At 61.2% G+C, this 18,886-nt stretch carries 13 protein-coding genes; 9 read left to right on the top strand and 4 right to left on the bottom strand.

Annotated elements, in window-relative coordinates; genetic code table 11:
• Positions 1-4: 4 nt before the first annotated feature.
• The 5 genes from ACZ5WW_RS03525 to ACZ5WW_RS03505 all read left to right on the top strand — a co-directional run bounded on the left by ACZ5WW_RS03525 (position 5) and on the right by ACZ5WW_RS03505 (position 8,234).
• Entirely contained in the window at positions 5-661 is a 657-nt protein-coding gene (locus ACZ5WW_RS03525; protein ID WP_377170142.1) for a gluconate 2-dehydrogenase subunit 3 family protein, read from the top strand.
• Between the two features lie 158 nt (positions 662-819).
• Positions 820-3,366, top strand: coding sequence for a DNA gyrase subunit B (locus tag ACZ5WW_RS03520; RefSeq protein WP_377170140.1), 2,547 nt, complete (start codon positions 820-822; stop codon positions 3,364-3,366).
• A gap of 44 nt (positions 3,367-3,410) precedes the next feature.
• A complete protein-coding gene (locus ACZ5WW_RS03515) occupies positions 3,411-3,872 on the top strand; it encodes a four helix bundle protein (RefSeq protein ID WP_377170138.1) in 462 nt (153 codons plus the stop codon).
• Positions 3,873-3,916: 44 nt separating this feature from the next.
• Positions 3,917-6,568, top strand: coding sequence for a DNA gyrase subunit A (gyrA, locus tag ACZ5WW_RS03510; RefSeq protein ID WP_377170136.1), 2,652 nt, complete (start codon positions 3,917-3,919; stop codon positions 6,566-6,568).
• Positions 6,569-6,632: 64 nt separating this feature from the next.
• On the top strand, positions 6,633-8,234 hold the full coding sequence (locus ACZ5WW_RS03505; RefSeq protein ID WP_377170134.1) for an arylsulfatase: 1,602 nt from the start codon (positions 6,633-6,635) through the stop codon (positions 8,232-8,234).
• 17 nt (positions 8,235-8,251) lie between these two features.
• Here the strand turns inward: ACZ5WW_RS03505 and ACZ5WW_RS03500 are convergent, their stop codons facing one another.
• Positions 8,252-9,646: a phenylacetate--CoA ligase family protein gene (locus ACZ5WW_RS03500; protein ID WP_377170132.1), complete on the bottom strand. Its 1,395-nt coding sequence runs from the start codon at positions 9,644-9,646 to the stop codon at positions 8,252-8,254.
• Positions 9,647-9,748: 102 nt separating this feature from the next.
• Between ACZ5WW_RS03500 and ACZ5WW_RS03495 the strand changes: the two genes are divergently transcribed.
• A complete protein-coding gene (locus ACZ5WW_RS03495) occupies positions 9,749-10,282 on the top strand; it encodes a GNAT family N-acyltransferase (RefSeq protein ID WP_377170130.1) in 534 nt (177 codons plus the stop codon).
• 24 nt (positions 10,283-10,306) lie between these two features.
• Here the strand turns inward: ACZ5WW_RS03495 and ACZ5WW_RS03490 are convergent, their stop codons facing one another.
• From ACZ5WW_RS03490 to ACZ5WW_RS03480, 3 genes are all read right to left on the bottom strand, one after another.
• The gene (locus tag ACZ5WW_RS03490) at positions 10,307-10,867 is read right to left on the bottom strand and encodes a redoxin domain-containing protein (RefSeq protein ID WP_377170128.1); all 561 of its coding nucleotides are present in this window, start codon (positions 10,865-10,867) and stop codon (positions 10,307-10,309) included.
• Positions 10,868-10,956: 89 nt separating this feature from the next.
• A complete protein-coding gene (gene fabD / locus ACZ5WW_RS03485) occupies positions 10,957-11,892 on the bottom strand; it encodes an ACP S-malonyltransferase (protein WP_377170126.1) in 936 nt (311 codons plus the stop codon).
• Between the two features lie 74 nt (positions 11,893-11,966).
• On the bottom strand, positions 11,967-13,094 hold the full coding sequence (locus tag ACZ5WW_RS03480) for a glycerate kinase (protein ID WP_377170124.1): 1,128 nt from the start codon (positions 13,092-13,094) through the stop codon (positions 11,967-11,969).
• 196 nt (positions 13,095-13,290) lie between these two features.
• Between ACZ5WW_RS03480 and ACZ5WW_RS03475 the strand changes: the two genes are divergently transcribed.
• The 3 genes from ACZ5WW_RS03475 (at position 13,291) to ACZ5WW_RS03465 (ending at position 18,885) form a co-directional block, all read left to right on the top strand.
• Positions 13,291-13,692 (top strand): BlaI/MecI/CopY family transcriptional regulator, encoded by a 402-nt coding sequence (locus ACZ5WW_RS03475; RefSeq protein ID WP_377170122.1) that lies wholly within the window; start codon positions 13,291-13,293, stop codon positions 13,690-13,692.
• A complete protein-coding gene (locus tag ACZ5WW_RS03470; protein ID WP_377170120.1) occupies positions 13,689-17,267 on the top strand; it encodes a carboxypeptidase regulatory-like domain-containing protein in 3,579 nt (1,192 codons plus the stop codon). The genes ACZ5WW_RS03475 and ACZ5WW_RS03470 overlap by 4 nt, the downstream gene beginning before the upstream one ends.
• Before the next feature lie 172 nt (positions 17,268-17,439).
• Positions 17,440-18,885 carry an ATP-binding protein gene (locus tag ACZ5WW_RS03465; RefSeq protein ID WP_377170118.1) on the top strand — a complete coding sequence of 482 codons (1,446 nt, stop codon included), beginning with the start codon at positions 17,440-17,442 and terminating at the stop codon, positions 18,883-18,885.
• Position 18,886 lies beyond the last annotated feature (1 nt).

The following is an 18,886-nucleotide window of genomic DNA, read 5'->3' as shown; positions in this document are numbered from 1 at the left end:
CATTATGTCTGAAAGCTCCTCCATTTCCCGCCGCCATGCTCTCAAGGGCCTCCTCGGCGGCGCCGCCGGCGTGGCTGCGGCGCCTGCCATGGCCGCGCCCAACCATACGGAGGCGGCACCGCCCGTGCATGCCTCGCGCTTTGTCTTTCATGACCCGGACTTCATGGCGGGGGTGAAGTTTCCGTGGGAAAAGCTGCTGACTGCCGAGGAACTGGCCACCACGCAGGCGCTGGCGGATTTGATTTTGCCCAAGGACGAAACCTCGCCTGCGGCCTCGGAGGTGGGGGTGCCGGATTTCATCAACGAATGGGTCAGCGCGGAGTATCCGGCGCACCAGGAGGACCGCGAGACGATCCGGGGCGGTCTGAGCTGGCTGAACACGGAGAGCTTCAAGCGGTTTGAGAAAGGCTTTGAGGCGCTGGCTGAGGCGCAGCAGACCCAGATCGTGGATGACATCTGCGGGGCGGCGGAGGTGAAGCCGGAGCACCGGGTGGGGGCGGCCTTTTTCAAGCGGTTCCGGCAGCTGTGCGTGGGCGGGTACTACAGCCACAGCCAGACCTGGAAAAGCCTCGGATACGTGGGGAATATGAGCATCGGCGGCCCCTATCCCGGGGTGCTGCCGGAGGTCGTCGAGAAGCTGGGGCTGCAGGACGTGGTTTGACGGCGGGTTTTGACCCCGAAAAAGACTGCTTTTTGGAGCAAAAAACCCCTTGGCTAGCCCCCTCAGCTTGCTAGGCTTAAACCACCTTCATCGAGCACGTTTCCGGAGCGGTTTTTGAGGACGGACTCAGGCGATGGAACTCACCGCAAAGCAAAGCTATGTCTGACGACAACAACGACCTCCACAGCACCACCCACGTAGCCGCCACCCAAGCCTACGGCGCAGAGCAAATCCAGCATCTCGAAGGACTCAAGGCTGTCCGCCTCCGTCCGGGCATGTACATCGGCGATCCCGATGAGCGCGGCCTCCACCACTGCGTGTTTGAGGTGGTGGACAACTCCATCGACGAGCATCTGGCGGGCAACTGCAAAAACGTTAGCGTCACCATTCACAGCGACGGCTCTCTCAGTGTGGAGGATGACGGCCGCGGCATTCCTGTGGAAATGCATGCCAAAGGCATTCCCACCGTGGAGCTGGTGCTTACCAATCTGCACGCCGGTGGCAAATTTGGCGACGGTGCGTATGAGTTTTCCGGCGGTCTGCACGGCGTCGGTGCGAAGTGCGTGAACGCGCTTTCGGACTGGTTCAAGTGCGAGGTGTTCCGTGACGGCAAGATCTACGCCATCGGTTTTGAACGCGGCATCACGACCGAGCCGCTCACGGTCCTTGGCGAGCAGGAGGAGCCGAAGCGCACGGGCACGAAGATCACCTTCTTCCCGGATGCGACGATCTTCACCATCACCACCACGTTTAATTTTGACCGCCTTCTGGTGCGCCTGCGTGAGCTGGCCTTCCTGAATCCTGGAATCAACATCACTGTCACCGATGAGCGTGTGTCGCCACCGCGGCAGGAGGTGCTGCTCTACACGGAAGGTGTGAAGCAGTTTGTGCGGGAGATGGGTGCGGACAAGGACAAGGTGCATCCGGAGCCGATCGCGCTGGCCGGGCGGCGTGAGATCATGATCGATGACAAGCCGAAGTTCATCCTCGTGGATTGTGTGCTGCAATACAACAAGGGGCTCAGCGAGCAGACGCTGTGCTTTGCCAATGCGATCCCCAATCCGGACGGGGGAACGCATTACAGCGGCCTCAAGAGCGCGCTGACGAAGGCGGTGAAGCAGTACATCAATTCCAACCCCAAGTCCTTCAAAGACAAGCTGCCCGACATCGAGGGCGATGACTGCCGCGAAGGTTTGATCTGCGTGCTCAGTGTCAAGCTGCCGAATCCGCGGTTCAACTCGCAGACGAAAGTAAAGCTGGTGAACGGTGAGGTCGAAGGCGTGGTGAGCTCCGTCGTGTATGAGGGTCTGCTGCGTCACTTTGACGAGAACCCGGACACCGCTGTCGAGGTGATCAAGAACATCATCATCGCCGCGAAGTCCCGCGAGGCGGCGCGCAAGGCGCGTGAGGCCATACGCAAGGATGCGATGAGCAGCGGCGGTCTGCCGGGCAAGCTGGCGGACTGCTCTGAGCGTGATCCGGCGAAGACGGAGCTGTTCATTGTCGAGGGTGACTCCGCCGGCGGCTCCGCCAAGATGGGCCGCAACCGCCACAACCAGGCGATCCTCCCGCTGCGTGGAAAACTCATCAACACGGAGAAGGCGCGACTGGAGAAGGTGCTGCAGAACAAGGAAGTGCAGACCATGATCACCGCCATCGGCACCGGCATCGGTGGTGACAGCGAGGTGGAGGGCTCCTTCAACATCGACAAGCTGCGCTACCACAAAATCGTCATCATGACCGATGCTGACGTGGACGGCAGCCACATCCGCACGCTGCTGCTGACCTTCTTCTTCCGCCAGATGCCGGAGCTGGTGAAGCGAGGCCACATCTATGTGGCGCAGCCGCCGCTCTACCAGGTGACGCGTAAAAAGCGCGAGGAGTATGTGCAGAGCGACGCGGAGATGGACGCCATCCTTCTCGAGCTCGGCTCAGGTGAGATCAGCCTGCGCAACATCTCCGATGGCAGCAAGCTGGCCGCGGACAGGCTCAAGTCGATCCTGGACCTGCTGGTGCCGGTGGCCAAGTTTGCGGACATCATCCGCCGGCATGGAGCTGACTTTGAGCAGTACCTCCAGGCACGTGATGAAGCCACGGGCAACCTGCCGCACCACCTGGTGGTCATCCGTGAGGGCAACGAGGTGAACATCCACTACTTCCACAGCAACGAACAGCTGGCCGCGTTTGCGCGGGAGAACAACGACTTGCACCTGTTCAGCAATGCGGCCTCGGTGGAGGCAAACGGCGGCGGTGTGGCACCCAAGTCCCACCGGCGTGCGCGCCTGATTGAGATCCATGAGGCGCATGGCATGAAAAAACGCTTTCAGCAGCTCGATGAACTGGGCCTGCACGTGGACCACTTCAGCAGCCAGGACAAGCCGCTCTTCGAGGTCATCGAAGGCGAGGGTGAAAACGCCAGGGTGCACCCGGTTTTCAGCATTCCAGGCATCCTTGACAAGGTGATGGAGATCGGAAAGCGCGGGATGGAGATCAAGCGCTTCAAAGGTCTGGGCGAAATGAACGCCAAGCAGCTTTTTGAGACCACCATGGACCCGAACAAGCGCACGCTGCTGCAGGTGAAGCTGGACGAAACCAACTCCCACGAGGCCGAACGCATGTTCACCATCCTGATGGGAGACGTGGTGGAGCCGCGCAAGCACTTCATCGAGGAGAACGCACTCAACGTACGCAACCTCGACGTGTAGCCGAGAGGGCACGTCAAGGTGGCGGGCAACTGCCAAAAATCTGAATGGCCACGGCCGAAGTACATGATCTGAAAGTCTATCAGCTCGCGATGCGTGCTGGGGAGGCGGTATGGTCATTGACGGCAGGCTGGGACTGGCTGGCAAAACAGACGGTGGGACTGCAGTGGATCCGTTCTGCAGACTCCATCGCCACCAGCATTTCCGAAGGCCATGCGCGCTGCTCTGCCAAAGAGGGTGCCAGATTTTATGCGGATGCCCTGGGTCACCTGAGCCAGACGCAGACGTGGCTGGAGAAAGTGGTGGCTCGGAAGCTAGTACCCGATGCTGCGGCACGGGAGCTCTCCCAGAACCTCGACACCCTCCGCCGCCTGCTCAGCAACCACACCGAGACATTCGATCCCCCATCATTCAACAACCCTGCCAGCAAAACCTCCAGGGGCGGCTCCATCCACCTGCTGCCGCTTGAGGAGTTTTTCCACCCGCAATCCTCCGACTGGAACGCCTGAACCTAGGACGGCAACCCGCAATCAGCCCCGATTTTTTCAATCTCATGCAAGACCCCAACATCCGCCCCATCTCTGTCGCTGAAGAAGTGAAGAATTCCTTCCTCGACTACTCGATGTCCGTCATCATTGCCCGTGCGCTGCCGGATGTGCGCGACGGTCTGAAGCCCTCCCAGCGCCGCATTCTCTACGCGATGCATGAGCTCTCGCTCTACCCGCCGAAGAAGCACATGAAGTGTGCGAAGATCTGCGGTGACACCTCCGGTAACTACCATCCGCACGGCGAGGCGGTCATCTACCCGACGCTCGTCCACATGGGCCAGCCATGGGCCATCCGTGAGCCGCTGATCGACCCGCAGGGGAACTTTGGCTCTGTGGAAGGCGACCCTCCGGCAGCCATGCGTTATACGGAAGCGCGCATGACGCAGCTGGGAGGCACGCTGATGTCTGACATGGAGAAGGAGACGGTGGATTTCGTGCCGAACTACGATGAGCGTCTCACCGAGCCGACGGTGTTTCCGGCGGCGTTTCCCAACCTGATCGTCAATGGAGGCACGGGCATCGCCGTGGGCATGGCCACCAACATGCCGCCGCACAACCTCGGCGAGGTGGTGGACGCCGTGTGTGCGCAGATCGACAATCCGCAGATCACCTGCAGCGAGCTGCAGGCACACATCAAAGGGCCTGACTTCCCCACGGGCTGCGTGATCCTGGGCACCAACGGCATCCGTGAGTACATGGAAACGGGGCATGGGAGCGTGCGCATCCGCGGACAGGCGGAGATTGTCGAAAACGGCAACCGCGAGCAGATCGTCATCACCGAGATCCCGTTCAACGTGAACCGAGCCGAGCTGGTGAAACGCATCGCCGAGCTGGCGAATGAAAAGGTGATCACCGAGATCAGCGGGGTACGTGATGAGTCAGATGAAAACACCCGGGTCGTGATCGACCTCAAGCGCGATGCACGCGGCCAGGTGGTGCTGAACAACCTGTACAAGCACACGGCTCTGGAGTCGAGCTTCTCGATCCACATGCTGGCCATCGACGGCGGCAAGCCGCGGGTGCTGAGCATGAAGGACGCGATCGCGTGCTATGTGGAGCATCGCCGGGAGGTGATCATCCGCCGCACGCGCTTCCTGCTGAAGCAGGCGGAGTTCCGTGCGGAGAAGCTGGAGGCCCAGCTGCTCGCGCTCGGCCACCTGGATGACTTCATCAAGATCATCCGTGACAGCAAGAGCCGTGATGAAGCGCGTGAGCGCCTCAAGGCCTACAACTTTGCCGTCAGCACTGCGGAGCAGCTCGGCATCCTGATCCGCGGCCAGGCCAGCGTGATCGGAGACAGGTACATCTTTACCGACAAGCAGGTGGAGGACATTCTGGAACTCCGCCTGTACCAACTTGTCGGGCTTGAGCGTGACAAGATCAAGGCAGACTATGACGAGGTACTCGTCAGCATCCGCGACTTTATGGACATCCTGGCGCGTGAAGCCCGCGTGCTGCAGATCATCAAGGACGAGCTGCAGGCCATCCGCCTGAAGCACGCCACGCCGCGTCTGACACGGATCGAGGCCGCCGAAGGCGAGATCGAAAACATCGACCTGATCCCGAACGACCCGACGGTGGTCACGATGACGCATCTGGGCAGCATCAAGCGCACCGCCACCGCCGAGTACCGCGTGCAGGGGCGTGGAGGCAAGGGGCTCAAAGGCATGGAGACCCGGGAGGCGCAGGGCGAGGACGAGGCCAGCGACTTTGTGGAGCGTCTCTTCAGCGCGCACCTGCATGACTTCCTGCTCTTCTTTACCAACACGGGCCGCATGTATGTGGAGCGTGTGCACCAGATTCCGGAGGCATCCCGCACGGGCAAGGGGCGCAGCATCAAGAACATGCTGAATCTGCGTGCCGAAGAAAAGATCGCCGCGGTGCTGATCCTGGAAGCCCAGGGGCAGGAGGACGAGGCCATGTGGGCGGCGGACAAGTATGTCTTGTTTGCCACGAAGGACGGCACGGTGAAGAAAACCGCGCTCGAAGAATTCAAGAACTACCGCAAAGACGGCATCATCGCCATCAAGCTGGATGAAGGCAACGACTTGGTGGACGTGGTGCTCACCGACGGCAACAAGGAGGTGTGCCTCGTGACCCATGAGGGCATGTGTGCCCGCTTCCATGAGACGGGGGATGATCCTGAGACGCCGAATCTGCGCGCCATTGGCCGAAACACGGCCGGTGTGCGTGGCATCACGCTGGACGATGGCGACTTCATTGTAAGCTGCATCACCAACGAGCCTGACACGATGGTGCTGGTGGTTTCCGAGAACGGCCTTGGCAAGCGCACGGCCTTTGACGAGTACCGTCTGCTGGCCAACCGAGGCGGCAAAGGCGTGACGACGATGAACGTGACGGAGAAGACTGGCAAGGTGGTGGCCGCCAAGGCGGTGCACGACAAGGATGAACTCATGCTCATGACCACCAAAGGGCAGAGCGTGCGCATCCGCGTGTGTGACATCCGCGAAACCGGTCGCAACGCCCAGGGCGTGAAGCTCATGGGGCTCAACGAGGGTGAAACCATCCAGGACGTGGCCACCGTGGTGACGGATGAGGCAGACTCCGGCGAGGAGGCTGCCCCAGCTGCGGCGGAGGCTGGCGCCGAGCCGGCTCAGGAGAGCCCACCTGCGGAAGACGCGCCTGCAGCGGAATAAACGCCCGCCGCCGGCTGGAGGAATTTGAGGTAGGAAGTGAGCATGCCCATCGTTTGGATGGTGCATGATCCGCCTGCCTCTTTTCTTTCTGCTGCTGCTGCTGTGTGCCACGCTCGAAGCTGCGCCATCAAAGCCTAACTTCGTCATCTTCCTTGCCGATGATCTGGGCTACTCGGATCTGGGCTGCTATGGCAGTGAGATCGCGACGCCGAATCTGGACAAGCTGGCGGCGGGCGGGCTGAAGTTCACGCAGTTTTACAACACGGCGCGCTGCTGGCCAACGCGCAGCGTGCTGATGACGGGGCACTATGCGCAGCAGATCGGCATGGACCCTCCGTATGGCAAATTTCCGGCCTGGGTGCGCACGCTGCCGCAGCGACTGGCTCCGCTGGGGTACTGCAGCTACCATTCGGGCAAGTGGCATGTGAACAATGCGCCGCGCGTGGTGGCAGACGGGGGATTCACGCGCTCCTACCATGTGGCGAAGCAGGACAACCACTTTCATCCGCAAAGGCATGAACTGGATGACAAGCCGCTGCCGGAGCCGGAGGGGACCTGGTATTCGAGCATTGCGATAGCGGATCACGCGATCGACTTTCTGAAGGAGCATGCGCAGCAGCGTGCAGGGACGCCGTTCTTTGCGTATGTGGCTTTCACAGCGCCGCATTTCCCGATCCAGGCGCTGCCGGAGGACATTGCCAAATACCAGGACACCTACAAGCAGGGCTGGCCGACAACGCGCGCTGCGCGCTTTGAACGGCAGAAGAAACTGGGGCTGGTGGACACCCGCCTGTCCGACCCTGAGCCGCAGATCACGGCGCCGAGCGGCAAGGAGAGCGATCTGGAGATCCTGGGACCGGGCGAGACGCGCCATGCAGTGCCGTGGGAGAGTCTGAGCGGTGAGCAGAAGCAGTTTCAGGCCACGAAGGAGGCGATCCATGCGGCGATGGTCGACCGGCTGGACCAGGAGGTGGGACGTGTGCTGGAGCAGCTCAAGGCCATGAATGCGTTTGAGGACACGCTGATCCTTTTTCTCTCTGACAATGGCGCGAGCGCGGAGATCATGGTGAGGGGGCTGGGGCATGACAAAAACGCGCCGATGGGGGCGGCGGCCTCCTATCTGTGCCTCGGGCCGGGAGGCTCCACGGTTTCCAACACGCCGTTCAGGCGGCACAAGATCTGGGTGCATGAGGGCGGCATCAGCACGCCGTTCATTGCGCACTGGCCGCGGGGGATCAGTGCGAGGGGAGAACTGCGCCAGACGCCGGGGCATGTGATCGACATCGTGCCGACGATCCTCACGCTTGCCGGGGGGGATGTCACCGCCATGCCGGAAAAAGCGCCATCTTTTCCCGGGCGCAGCCTGGTGCCCGCGTTTGCCAAGGATGACGCGATCAGCCGCGATTTTCTTTTCTGGCACCACTCCGGCAACCGTGCGCTGCGTGAGGGCAACTGGAAGCTCGTCAGCGCTGCCGACAACGGCGATGCCTGGAAGCTCTATGATCTGGACACGGACCGCGCCGAGTCGAACGACCTCGCTGCCAAACAGCCGGAGCGCGTGAAGGCGATGTCCGAGCGATGGGAGAAGCTTGAGAGGGAGTACGTCGCACAGGCAGGGCCGAAGCCTGCAGGCAAGGCCAAGAAGGGCCGAGGTGTGAAAGAATAGAGAGAGCAGGGGGCGTGCTACCCTTTGAAGGGAACATTCTGCTCCACCTTGCCGGTGCGCGGGTCGGCCTCCAGGTGCTGAACGAACTTCACCTGATAGCTAACTTTGGAGCAGCCGCCTTCATTCAGGCACTGACGTATGGATGCCTCCAGGCCTGGCTGCACAGCGGAGGCCTCTGCGCCCGGCTGCAGGACGAAACGCCCCTCAAGGGTGCTGGGGCCTGTCTGGCAAAACTGGTAGAGGGCCACCAAGGGCTGGTATTCCATGACGCTGAGCAACTGGGTGCCGACAAAGACGAGCTTTTCCGGGACACTGAAAAGGTAGGTCATATTGCCGCGTCCGCTGAGCTCCAGTATGGCCTTGAAGGGCCAGCCCTCCTGAGGTGGCCCGAAGCGGACGCGGTCGTCGATGCGGTAGCGCAAAAGCGGCAGAGCTGTGTCCATTAGTGGTGTGGCCAGGGCGTGGTCTGAGAGCGTTCCGGAGGGGGACTCACTTTCGTCCCGCTCCACGGCTTCAAAGACCACCATGTCTTCAAACACAGCCATGTGCTCCATGCCCTGCCACTGGCGTGCGATGCCCAGTGTCTCTCCGCAGCCATAGCCGTTCAGAGGCTCGATGCCAAAAGCCTGCCGACAGAGCGAACGGATGCCGGGCGTGAGGCTGTCCCCGCCGGTGACGATGGCGCCGCCCTGAGCTGGCAGCTCCAGCCTGAGCGTGCCGTCGAGCTTTGCCTGGGCCAGACGTCCGACCAGTGACGCGTACCCGGCAATCACCGTGGGCCGGATCTGATGGAGGTGATCTATGATCTCATGCCAGGGGGAGGTGACGTTGATGGGACGGTAGTCGCACATGAGCGAACCGATCAACGGGCGGGTTGCCACCATGCTGGCTGACACGGTGGGCGCCGAAGAGCAGACGAGAGCGGCGACCACGGGACGCCTATTAAAAAAGAGCGAAGGGCTGGCAGCCTGCTTTCCGGCCTCGGGGTGCTGGCGCACAGCATAGACTGCGTTGTTCCAGTCCACGGCCGTGATTTCATGAGGGATGGGAATGGCGGCTCCGGAAGTGCCGGAGGTCATGCTGACCATCCAGCGGCCATGATAAAGACGGCCCCAGTTGCGGGGATCATGCAGATACTCGTGCAGTGCGTCCCATTTCAGCCGGGGATCAGAAACGATCTCATCCCAGTGCGCCAGGAGCTCTGCCTTGGTGAGGACGGGGATGTCTGAAAGGGCGCAACAGTCCAGATCCAGGCCTGCCAGCCTGCGGCGGTAAAACGGGCTGGTGGCAAAGACACGGTGAGCCAGTGCGCGCCATCGGCGCTCCTGCAGCGCGAGCATCTCCGGGCGGCTGAGACGCTGGGCATGGCGAACGGCCTTTGCGGCCCGGTAAAGATTCCATGTTCTAAACATGCGGTGTTGGTGCAACAGGAAGACGTGGGTGCAACAACAAACGAATGAAGAGAATGCTGGCGCCAACCGAACCAACGCATACGTATTCCTGCAAGAAAAACCATGGTCAAAGAAATTGATTTCCAATCCAACCGTGAACTCATTGAGTCTTTCCGCCGAGCCTCGTACGGAGCATCAATAACGCATGTGCTTGATGAGTTTGATGAGAAGGCGCACCACTTTGCGCTTTTTGACAAGAAGGGCAAGGCGCTGGGGGTGACGCGGGTTTTGCGCAGCGATGAGGTGGACAGGTTTGAAATGATGCATGAGTCGCAGCTGAAGGATCTCGTGCTGCCGCCGGCCAAGCTGAGCCTGGAGCTTTCTCGAGCATGCACCATCAAAGGCAGCGGCGGAATGCACCTGCTGAAGCTATGCATGGGCATCAACGAGTATGCCGTCAAAAACGAGGCTGAATACCTGATCACCAAAACAGGCAAGCACCTGCTGCCTCTCTACCAGCACTTTGGCTTTACGATGTTTGGGCCGCCGTTTGTTTCGGACTTCTTTGAGGACAAGCGTCCCATCTATCCCATCATGTACCGCTGGACGGTGGTGAAAAAGGAGGAGCCGGAGGAGGAAGAGGTGCTGGTCTGGTAGTGCTGAGCCTAGCTGTGCGCCAGACTACTTTATGCCGCCGATCTTGCAGCCCTGCGCGGGCTCCTGCGGAGAGGGGACGGTCTTTTGAGAAAGGATGGCGTCCAGCGCATCGCGCAGATCCTTGGTGGTCGCGGCGCGCTGGCGCTTGGTGGGGCCGAGATAGAGGTCGTTGATACGGCCTTGATATAGCGTCTTTCCATCCGTGCCGGTCACCACGGCCTCAGGTGTGATCTTTGCCTGCACTTGCTTTGCCAGCACCTGCTCCTTGTCGAGAAGCACAGTGGCCTTCACCTCGGAAAGGATGGCATGCTCCATGGCGACCTCGCGGGTGATCTCGGGATCAGAATGCACGAGGTAAACATTCACGCGGTCGCCGTAGTCGGCGGTGATCTGGTTGATCTCCTTGATGAAGGACTTCGTGGTGGAGCAGAAGGGGGAGACGAAGAAGAGGACGCATGCCTTCTTGGAGCCTGTCGCAGCAGGGTCGTAGTTCTTGCCATCCGTTGCGGGCAGCTCCAGCGCGGAGGCAGGACTGCACAGCAGCAGGAAAAGCAGGGCGAAGGAATGAAGAACGGAGCGCATCATGGTGAAACGTCTTGTCCAGAGACGACCCTTCAGTGCGGCCGATGTTTCAATGCGAAACATCGGCTGCGGCATCACGGGGCAAGCATTTTTCAGCCTGCCGTCAGCGCCGTCACCGCTGCATCCAGGGAGGCTGCGTCCTTGATGCTGATGACTTTCACGGACTTGTCGATCTTGCCCATGAGCCCGGCAAGGGTGGCATCAGGGCCCAGCTCGATGAAAGTGGTGTGGCCTGCGGCGATGAGGTGCTGCATGCTTTCCACCCAGCGGACGCTGCCGGTCACCTGACTGGTGAGGGTGGTGCGGATCTCCTCGGGAGTGGAGACGGTGCGGGCTTCAAAGTTGCAGACGACGGGAACGCGCGGGCTCTGGATGGGGGCGGAGGCGAGCACGGCGGCCAGCTTGTCCTGGGCGGACTTCATGAGGCGGCTGTGGTAGGCACCAGCGACGGGGAGGGGGATGGCGCGCTTGATGCCTTTGTCCTTGTCCTTGGCCTTGGCAGCGGCATCGGCGATGCCTTCGGCGCTGCCGCTGAGGACGATCTGGCCTGGGGCGTTCAGATTGGCCACGTCCACATCGCATTCCTTGGCGAGTTCGCGGATGGCGGATTCTTCCCCACCTAGCAGGGCGAGCATGGCGCCCTTGGTGTTTTCGCAGGCCTCCTCCATGAAGCTGCCGCGCTGGAAGACGAGGTTGAGGCCGGTGGCAAAGTCAAAGGTGCCGGCGGCGGCGTGCGCGGTGAATTCGCCGAGGGAAAGTCCTGCGGTGGCGGTGATGTTCAGTGCAGGGACTTTGCTTTTGAGCACTTCCAGAATGGCCAGGCCGTGGGCGTAGAGTGCGGGCTGGCAGCGGGAGGTCTTGGTCAGCTCCTCCATCGGGCCCTCGAACATGATGCTGGAAAGCGAATAGCCGAGGGTGGCATCTGCCTGGTCAAAGAGGGCGCGGACGGTGGGGTAGCTTTCGGCAAGATCTTTGCCCATGCCGACTTTCTGGGCGCCTTGACCGGCAAAGAGGAGGACTGCGTTCATTCGGGGATGCTGGATAGGTGGTAGGTGGTTCGAGACGAGTGGGAGGATGCACTGAGCACGGGCCAGGGGACCGGTCAAGGGGTGGTCAAAAGCCGCAGTAGCGCGTGGCTTTGATCGAGTACCGCCGTTGTCAGCAGCTCGGGGCCGCGCTGCATGGCCTCGGTCAGGGGCATTTCCCGGGGCTTGATGGCGCAGAGGAGGTCGAAGCGGGTGCGAAGCTGCTCCTCGGCCTCGATGGCTCCGGCAAAGGCGGCGATGGGTTTGCCGAGTTCGCGTGCCATTTCGGCGACGCCCATGGGGCCTTTGCCGTGGAGGGTCTGGGCATCCAGCCGCCCCTCTCCGGTGATGATGAGGTCGGCGGCGGCGATGCGTTCACGCAGATGCACAAGATCAGCGATGAGATCAAAACCGCTGGTGAGCCTGGCCTTGCAGAAGGTCATGAGCCCAAAGCCGAGGCCCCCGGCTGCGCCTGCGCCCGGAACATCGCGGTGGTCGACGCCGAGATCGCGGCTGGCGACAGAGGCCAGGTGCTGCAGACGGCTCTCGAAGAACTCGAAATCTGCCACGCCTTTCTGAGGCCCATAGACGCGGGTGCAGCCGTGGGGGCCGAGGAGGGGATTGTTCACGTCGCAGGCCACCAAAATTTCCGGGAAGGAGGTTTGCGGAGGCTCAATGGCGGCGAGGCGGTCCAAGCTGGCGATGACGGGCTCCAGAGGTGCACCGGAGGCATCCAGGAAGCGAAATCCGAGCGTGGCTGCCATGCCGATGCCTGCATCGTTGGTGGCGCTGCCGCCGATGCCGATGACGATGCGCTGCGCTCCGCGTGAGATGGCGTCCTGCAGCATCAGGCCTGTTCCGCACGTGGTGGCGGCTGCCGGGTCCAGGGGCAGATCGCTGACCATGGCGAGGCCGGAGGCGGCGCTCATTTCCATGACGGCCTCCAGGTGGCCGGCGGCCGTGCGCACGAGGCCGTAGCTGGCGGTGACCGGGCGTTTTTGGGCGTCCGATGTGGCTGCCTGGCACCACTCTCCGTGGAGAGCTGTGACGACGGCCTCGGCGGTGCCTTCCCCTCCGTCTGCGATGGGGCAGAGATCGCAGTCAGCCTCAGGCAAAACTTGATTCAAAGCCGAGGCGATGGCCTGTGCGGCTGTGGTGGCGGGGATGGAGCCTTTGAACTTGTCGATCGCGATAAGGATGCGCATGTGCCGCGCATGATGGCGAGGTGAGCCAGACTGCCAAGGGGAAGAGGCGCAAGGAGGTTTCGAAACGCGTCAGCAAAGGGGGGGCATGAGACTGGCGGGAATGAATGAGCGAAAAATTTCGCTCATTAAGCTTGTGTCCATGCGCCTTTTTTGCGTAGGCTTCGACAAATGAGCGAAAAATTTCGCTTTTGAAATCATGAGCTCTGAAAAACAACTCAGCCGCCGCGAGCGTGAAATCATGGATATTGTCTATGCGCAGGGGGAGGCTACAGCCGCTGCCATACGTGAGGCCATGCACGATGCACCAGGAGCCGCCACCGTGCGCAAGCTGGTGCAAATCCTCGAAAACAAAGGGCACCTCACCCATGCGAAAACGGGGCGTGAGCACGTGTATCGTCCCACCAAGCCCAAGCGCTCTGCCGCGCGCCGGGCGCTGCAGGGGCTGCTGGACACCTTTTTCGGCGGCAGCCTGCGTGAGGCCATCGCCTCCCACCTGACGGGGGCAGACGCGCGGCTGCCTGAGGAGGAGCTGAAACAGATAGCGCAAATGATACGCGAGGCCCAAAAGCAAACCCGCAACACGCCTGAAAAGTCATGAACACGGCCACCACACTGCTGTACTCCACATGCCTGCGGGGACTTCTCCTGGCCTTGATAGCGCTGCTGCTTTACCAGACGGTGCGGTCGCGGCTCTCTGCCGCCATGCGACACCGGTTTTTGATGTGCGCACTGGCGGCTCTGGGCTTGGCGCCTTTGCTGATCGGCCTGTGTGAAGGCTGGAAAGTGCTGCCCGCCATGCCGGTGAGGCAAACGTCTGCTTCAGTGCAGGCCATCCCACCTGTACGGCCGCTGAATCCAGTCCTGGCTCCAAAGCCGGTCAGCGCACCGTTCTCGGGCGCGGCCAGTTCCGCACCGTCGCCGATGGCACCGCGTGTGGAAGCGCCTCCGGCAGGAAAGGAAACCTGGATAAGCTGGAAAGATTTTGAGCCCAAGCTGTTCTGGATCTGGGCTGCCGGGGTGTGTGCAGGGCTGGCCGCGCTGCTGCGAGAGCTGAGACGACTCAGCAAGCTGTGGTCCGGCTCAAGTGCCTGGCGGGGCGCTGCCTCGACGGATCTCGCTGGTCGGTGTGCGGAACGGGCGGGATTGAAGCGTGTGCCTGCCATGCGTGTGGCAGCTGATGATTCGGGCCCGTTTGTTTTTGGTTTTGGCTCTGCCAAGGTGCTGCTGCCTGCCAGCTTTGACTCCTGGCCGGAGGGCCGCCAGCAGGCGGTGCTGATGCATGAGTTTGCCCATGCCCGGCGCAGAGATGCGCAGAGTCACTTTCTGGCGGCTTGCGTCTGTGTCATGCACTGGTTCAATCCGTTCGCATGGCTGCTTCTCAGGGCGGCGCTGCTGGAGGCCGAATGCGCCTGCGATGATGCCGTGCTGCGCTCCGACATGCGGGCAGACATTTATGCGGATCATTTGCTCACGGTGGCCTCCGGAGGTCGCAGTGTATCCGCCTTGGTACCTTCGATGTCCCGCCCCTCCAGCCTGCGTCAGCGCGTGAGGGCGGTGCTGGACGTTCATGCCAGACGCGGCGCGCTGCGGTGGTCTGCCGCTGTGGTCATCGCCGCTGTGATGGCTGTCATCGGCCTGCCTGTCATGCTGGCCCAGACGGCGGTGCCTGAAAAAGCGAAGCCTGTGCCTGCCAAAACTGCCTCTCCCAAAGTGGCGCTGGCGGTGAAATTTCGCGATGCGGCCGGCAAGCCTGTTCCGTCAGTTCAGTTTCGTCTGTTTCGAGTGACCAAGCCCGAACCCATGAGTCCCTTTGCTCCTGAGGTATCGGTGACGGGCGATGCCACGGGGGCCTGGCAGGGCGAGATCGAGCCTGGAGAGTACATAGCACTGGCCAGCCAAGGAAATCTTGTGGCAGGTGGTCCCGACAACCCAACTTACCTGGAGATTCTGAAGAAGGACAAAAAGCGCGATTTTGAATTCAAGCTCATTCCCGGTGGCACGCTGCATGTCTCGGCAGCGGATGCGGCGACAGGCAGACCGCTGGCCAATGCCCGGGTGGTTGTGGACACGGGGCACTGTGGCATCACCAATGCCCACGGGGAGCTGGCCCTGCAAGGCGTGCCCATGGGAGAGCGGGAGCTGGTGGTGATCTCGCCTCCGCTGGCGGACACGCGGGTGAACTTCAACTCGACCGAGCAGCCCGAGAGCAGGGTTGCGGTCAGGTTGGAGCCCGGATTTGAGATCCGCGGGCGCGTGACGGATGCGAGTGGAAAACCGGTCAAGGGAGCCGCGGTGCGCGATCATTACTCGGGGCCCTACCTCATCGTCTGGCTGCACAAAAGCGTCACCGATGCGGACGGAAACTATCAGCTGGGCTGGTACTCAAAAGCCAAGCCCATGTGGAGCATGGAGGTGGCTCACAAGGACTATGCCGAGCAGAACCGCTCTGAGATAGCCCCGCCAGTGGAAGGACTGACTGCGCGCTGTGACATTACCCTGGATGCAGGGCTCAAGATTGGCGGCACGGTGAAGGATACCGATGGCAAGGGAATCCAAGGGGCCACGGTGCGCTATGGCGGCTCATGGTCGCTGGTGGGCCTGCGGTGGGCGCGCACCGACGCGGAGGGAAAATTCACGATCACGAAGATCGGGCGCACGGAGCAGCGTGCCATCGTGGCTGAGGCAGAGGGATTTGCGCCGGCATGGCTGGAGGCGGCACCTTTGAAGGATCCTGCCCAAAGCTCTCTGAGCTTCGTCATGCAAAAAGGACTGGTGGTCAAAGGGCAGGTCGTGGACCGCAAGGGGAACCCTGTGCCCAAGGCTTCTGTATCCCCGCAAATGATCATTCGGGGACATTCCGAGTATGTCGGCAACAGTGTCTCAAGCGATCAAGACGGGCGCTTTGAGCTGCGGAATCTGGCTGCAAAGGATATGACCTATGACGTCTGGGGCAGGACGGTGTCATCCATCCGGCGCGCCGCGCTGGACCCCAGCCAGCCGCTGCTCATCACTGTGGACCGGCCGGGTGCCATCGTCGGAAGACTCATAGATGCAGAGACCAGGAAGCCGGTGACGTCTGCCAACATCCGGCTGGGCTTTCCCAAAGGAGAGAAAGCGGCTGACGAGCCATCGCCGAGCTACTCGGCGCACCTTAGCCGCCGTGGGCAGGACTGTCAGAGCGAAGACGGGAAGTTCATCATTGATGACCTCATCACCCGGGCCCGCCATGACCTCTGGATCACGGCGCCCGGGTATGCGATGAAACACGTGGAGCGACTGGCTGCGCTGCCGGCAGATGATCCCGCATGGCCGGTGGAGATCGCCCTGGAGCGTGGCCAGACGGTCACGGGAATGCTGCGGGACGCCCGGACCCAGAAACCCGTGTCCGGAGCACGCCTGTTCTGCGTGGGTAAGCCCGAATGGTATTCTGCACGGGTCAACAGCCAGCATCTGGCGGACATCCAGGGCTACGGCAGCTATGATGATGTCGAAATCCTGAAGAGCGACGATCAAGGGCGGGTCGAGATTCATTTTCCGTCTTCCGTTTCCGCCTATACCGCCGTCGTTCTAGCCAGCGGCTATGCGCCTGTTCTGCTAAAGAACCAGTCTGTGACCCATGTAGAACTCCAGCTGTCCGACCTGCAGCCTGAGGCGAAGGTGAGGGGTACGCTGGCGGGGCTGCCAGACTTTGATCCGGTGCGTGACCGGCTGAGCCTCAGCACCAAGGCTTTTGATTTTCAGGACATCCAGGTGCAGCCTGACGGCAGCTTTGAAGTGGGAGGGCTGTCTGCGGGACCTGCCAGCGTCTTGTGCACCGACAAAATCGACGGCAGCTTGGGCATGAGCCAGACGGTGACACTGACAGCGGGAGAGACCAGCCGAGTGGACTTTCAGCAGGCTCCAACGGTCACCATCCTCGTGGAGGTCACGCGCGACGGCAAGCCTGTGCCTGGCGCCCAGATTGCTATCAAAGATCAGGTGTCCGAACTCTTTTACCGCCACAAGAACACCGATCAAAGCGGGAAGGTGACGCTCTCCCGCCTGCCCGAGGGCAAGGCTGAAATCATGTGCATCATTGAGAGCAGGGCTGACACCAAGAATGTGGTTCTTACCCAGAAAGGCGCGCCAGCCACCGTGAAATTTGAACTTCAGACGTCAAAGCCTGCGAGATGACGTGCGGTGCGGGGTGAGCTTCTAGACCGCTTTTTATGGGAGTGGAGGGAAGGTGGGTTGGGGGCTGATTATCAATGGCTTAGGGATGCTCCTTCTGGATGTCAGGGAATTGTAAAAAACCTTGAATAAGCCTTGCTTTAATAACCTAATTATTATTAATTTTATAGTAATTATGTCAATAGCAGCCCTGGCAGAGATTGGTTCACCGCTGATCGCATCCAGCACAGATCATTCCCGAAGGAATGGTGCAGAAACGATTGTGCCCGCCCCCAACCGTTTTGAAAAGGAGCAGATGGAGCTCAATCTACGGAATGCCAAAATGGGCGCGTGGTTTGTGATGGTCCTTGTGCCACTTTGCAGCTTTCTTGACTGGATGGCTTATCCGACAGACTACTGGCAGTTTTTGGTGTTGCGCCTGGCCTGTGCGGCCAGCTGCGTGCCGCTGCTGCTGGCGCTGAATGGATCGCTGGGACGGAGGTACTGCCGCGCCTACCCGATCATCCTGCCGCTGCTGCCTGCGCTGATGATCTGCTTCATGATCTACCTGAGCGGGGACCCTGGCTCAGGCTACTACGCGGGGCTGCTGCTGTGCATCGTGGCCACAGCCTTTGTCTTTCACTGGACGTTTCGGGAGATCGGCATCACGCTCGGTCTGGTGGTTGCGGCCTACTTTGCCGCGACGCTGCCAAATCTTTTCACGACGGATGATCCCCGGGCGCTGGGCATCTTTGTGAACAACACCGGCTTTTTGCTGCTGCACTGCGTGGTGCTGTATGTGGGCAGCCGGCAGCATCATGCGATCCGAGTGCGCGAATTTGCCAACCGCTGCAAGGTGGAAGACCAGCGCGAGGAGCTGGCCGCGCGCAATGAAGAGCTCACAGCCACACTGAAGCGGCTGCGTGAGACGGAGGCACAGCTGGACCAGAGCGAAAAGCTGGCCTCCATCGGCCGACTGAGCGCGGGGATCGTGCATGAGATCAACAATCCGCTGAACTATGTTAAGTCGGCGATCTATCTGCTGAAGAAGAAGGGCAAGACGCTGCCTCCGGAGCTGGCGGAGACTTTCAACAGCATCGCGGAGGACATTGGCGAGGGCATCGACCGAGTGAGCGCTATCGTGTCTGACCTGCGCACCTTTGCGCACCCGGAAAACCGAGGGTCGAGGCCGGTGGATCTGCAGGAGGCCGCACGCAAGGCCCTGCGCCTGCTGGCAAAAGAGATCGGGGACCGTGGGGTGCTGCTGGTGGATGAGATGCCGGCGGGAGTCATCGCGCAGGGGGATGAAAACTACATCATCCAGATCTTGCTCAATCTGGTGCAGAACAGCCTGGATGCGCTGGCGGGCCGCCCGTCTCCGACGATCCTGCTGAAGGCCTGCGAAACAGCCAACGGGGTGGACCTGATCGTGCGTGACAACGGCGCGGGCATCCCGAAGGAGAACCTCTCGAAGATCTTTGACCCATTTTTCACCACCAAGCAGGTGGGGCAGGGTATGGGCCTGGGGCTGAGCATCTGCTTCCGCATGATCCAGAACATGGGCGGAGAAGTGAAGATAGATACCATGGCAGGCAGCCACACTCAGTTTACCTTGAGCCTGAAGAAACCTGAGCATACCTGAG

This window comes from Prosthecobacter fluviatilis (genome assembly GCF_055388355.1).
This window is presented reverse-complemented; position numbering and strand designations above follow the sequence as displayed.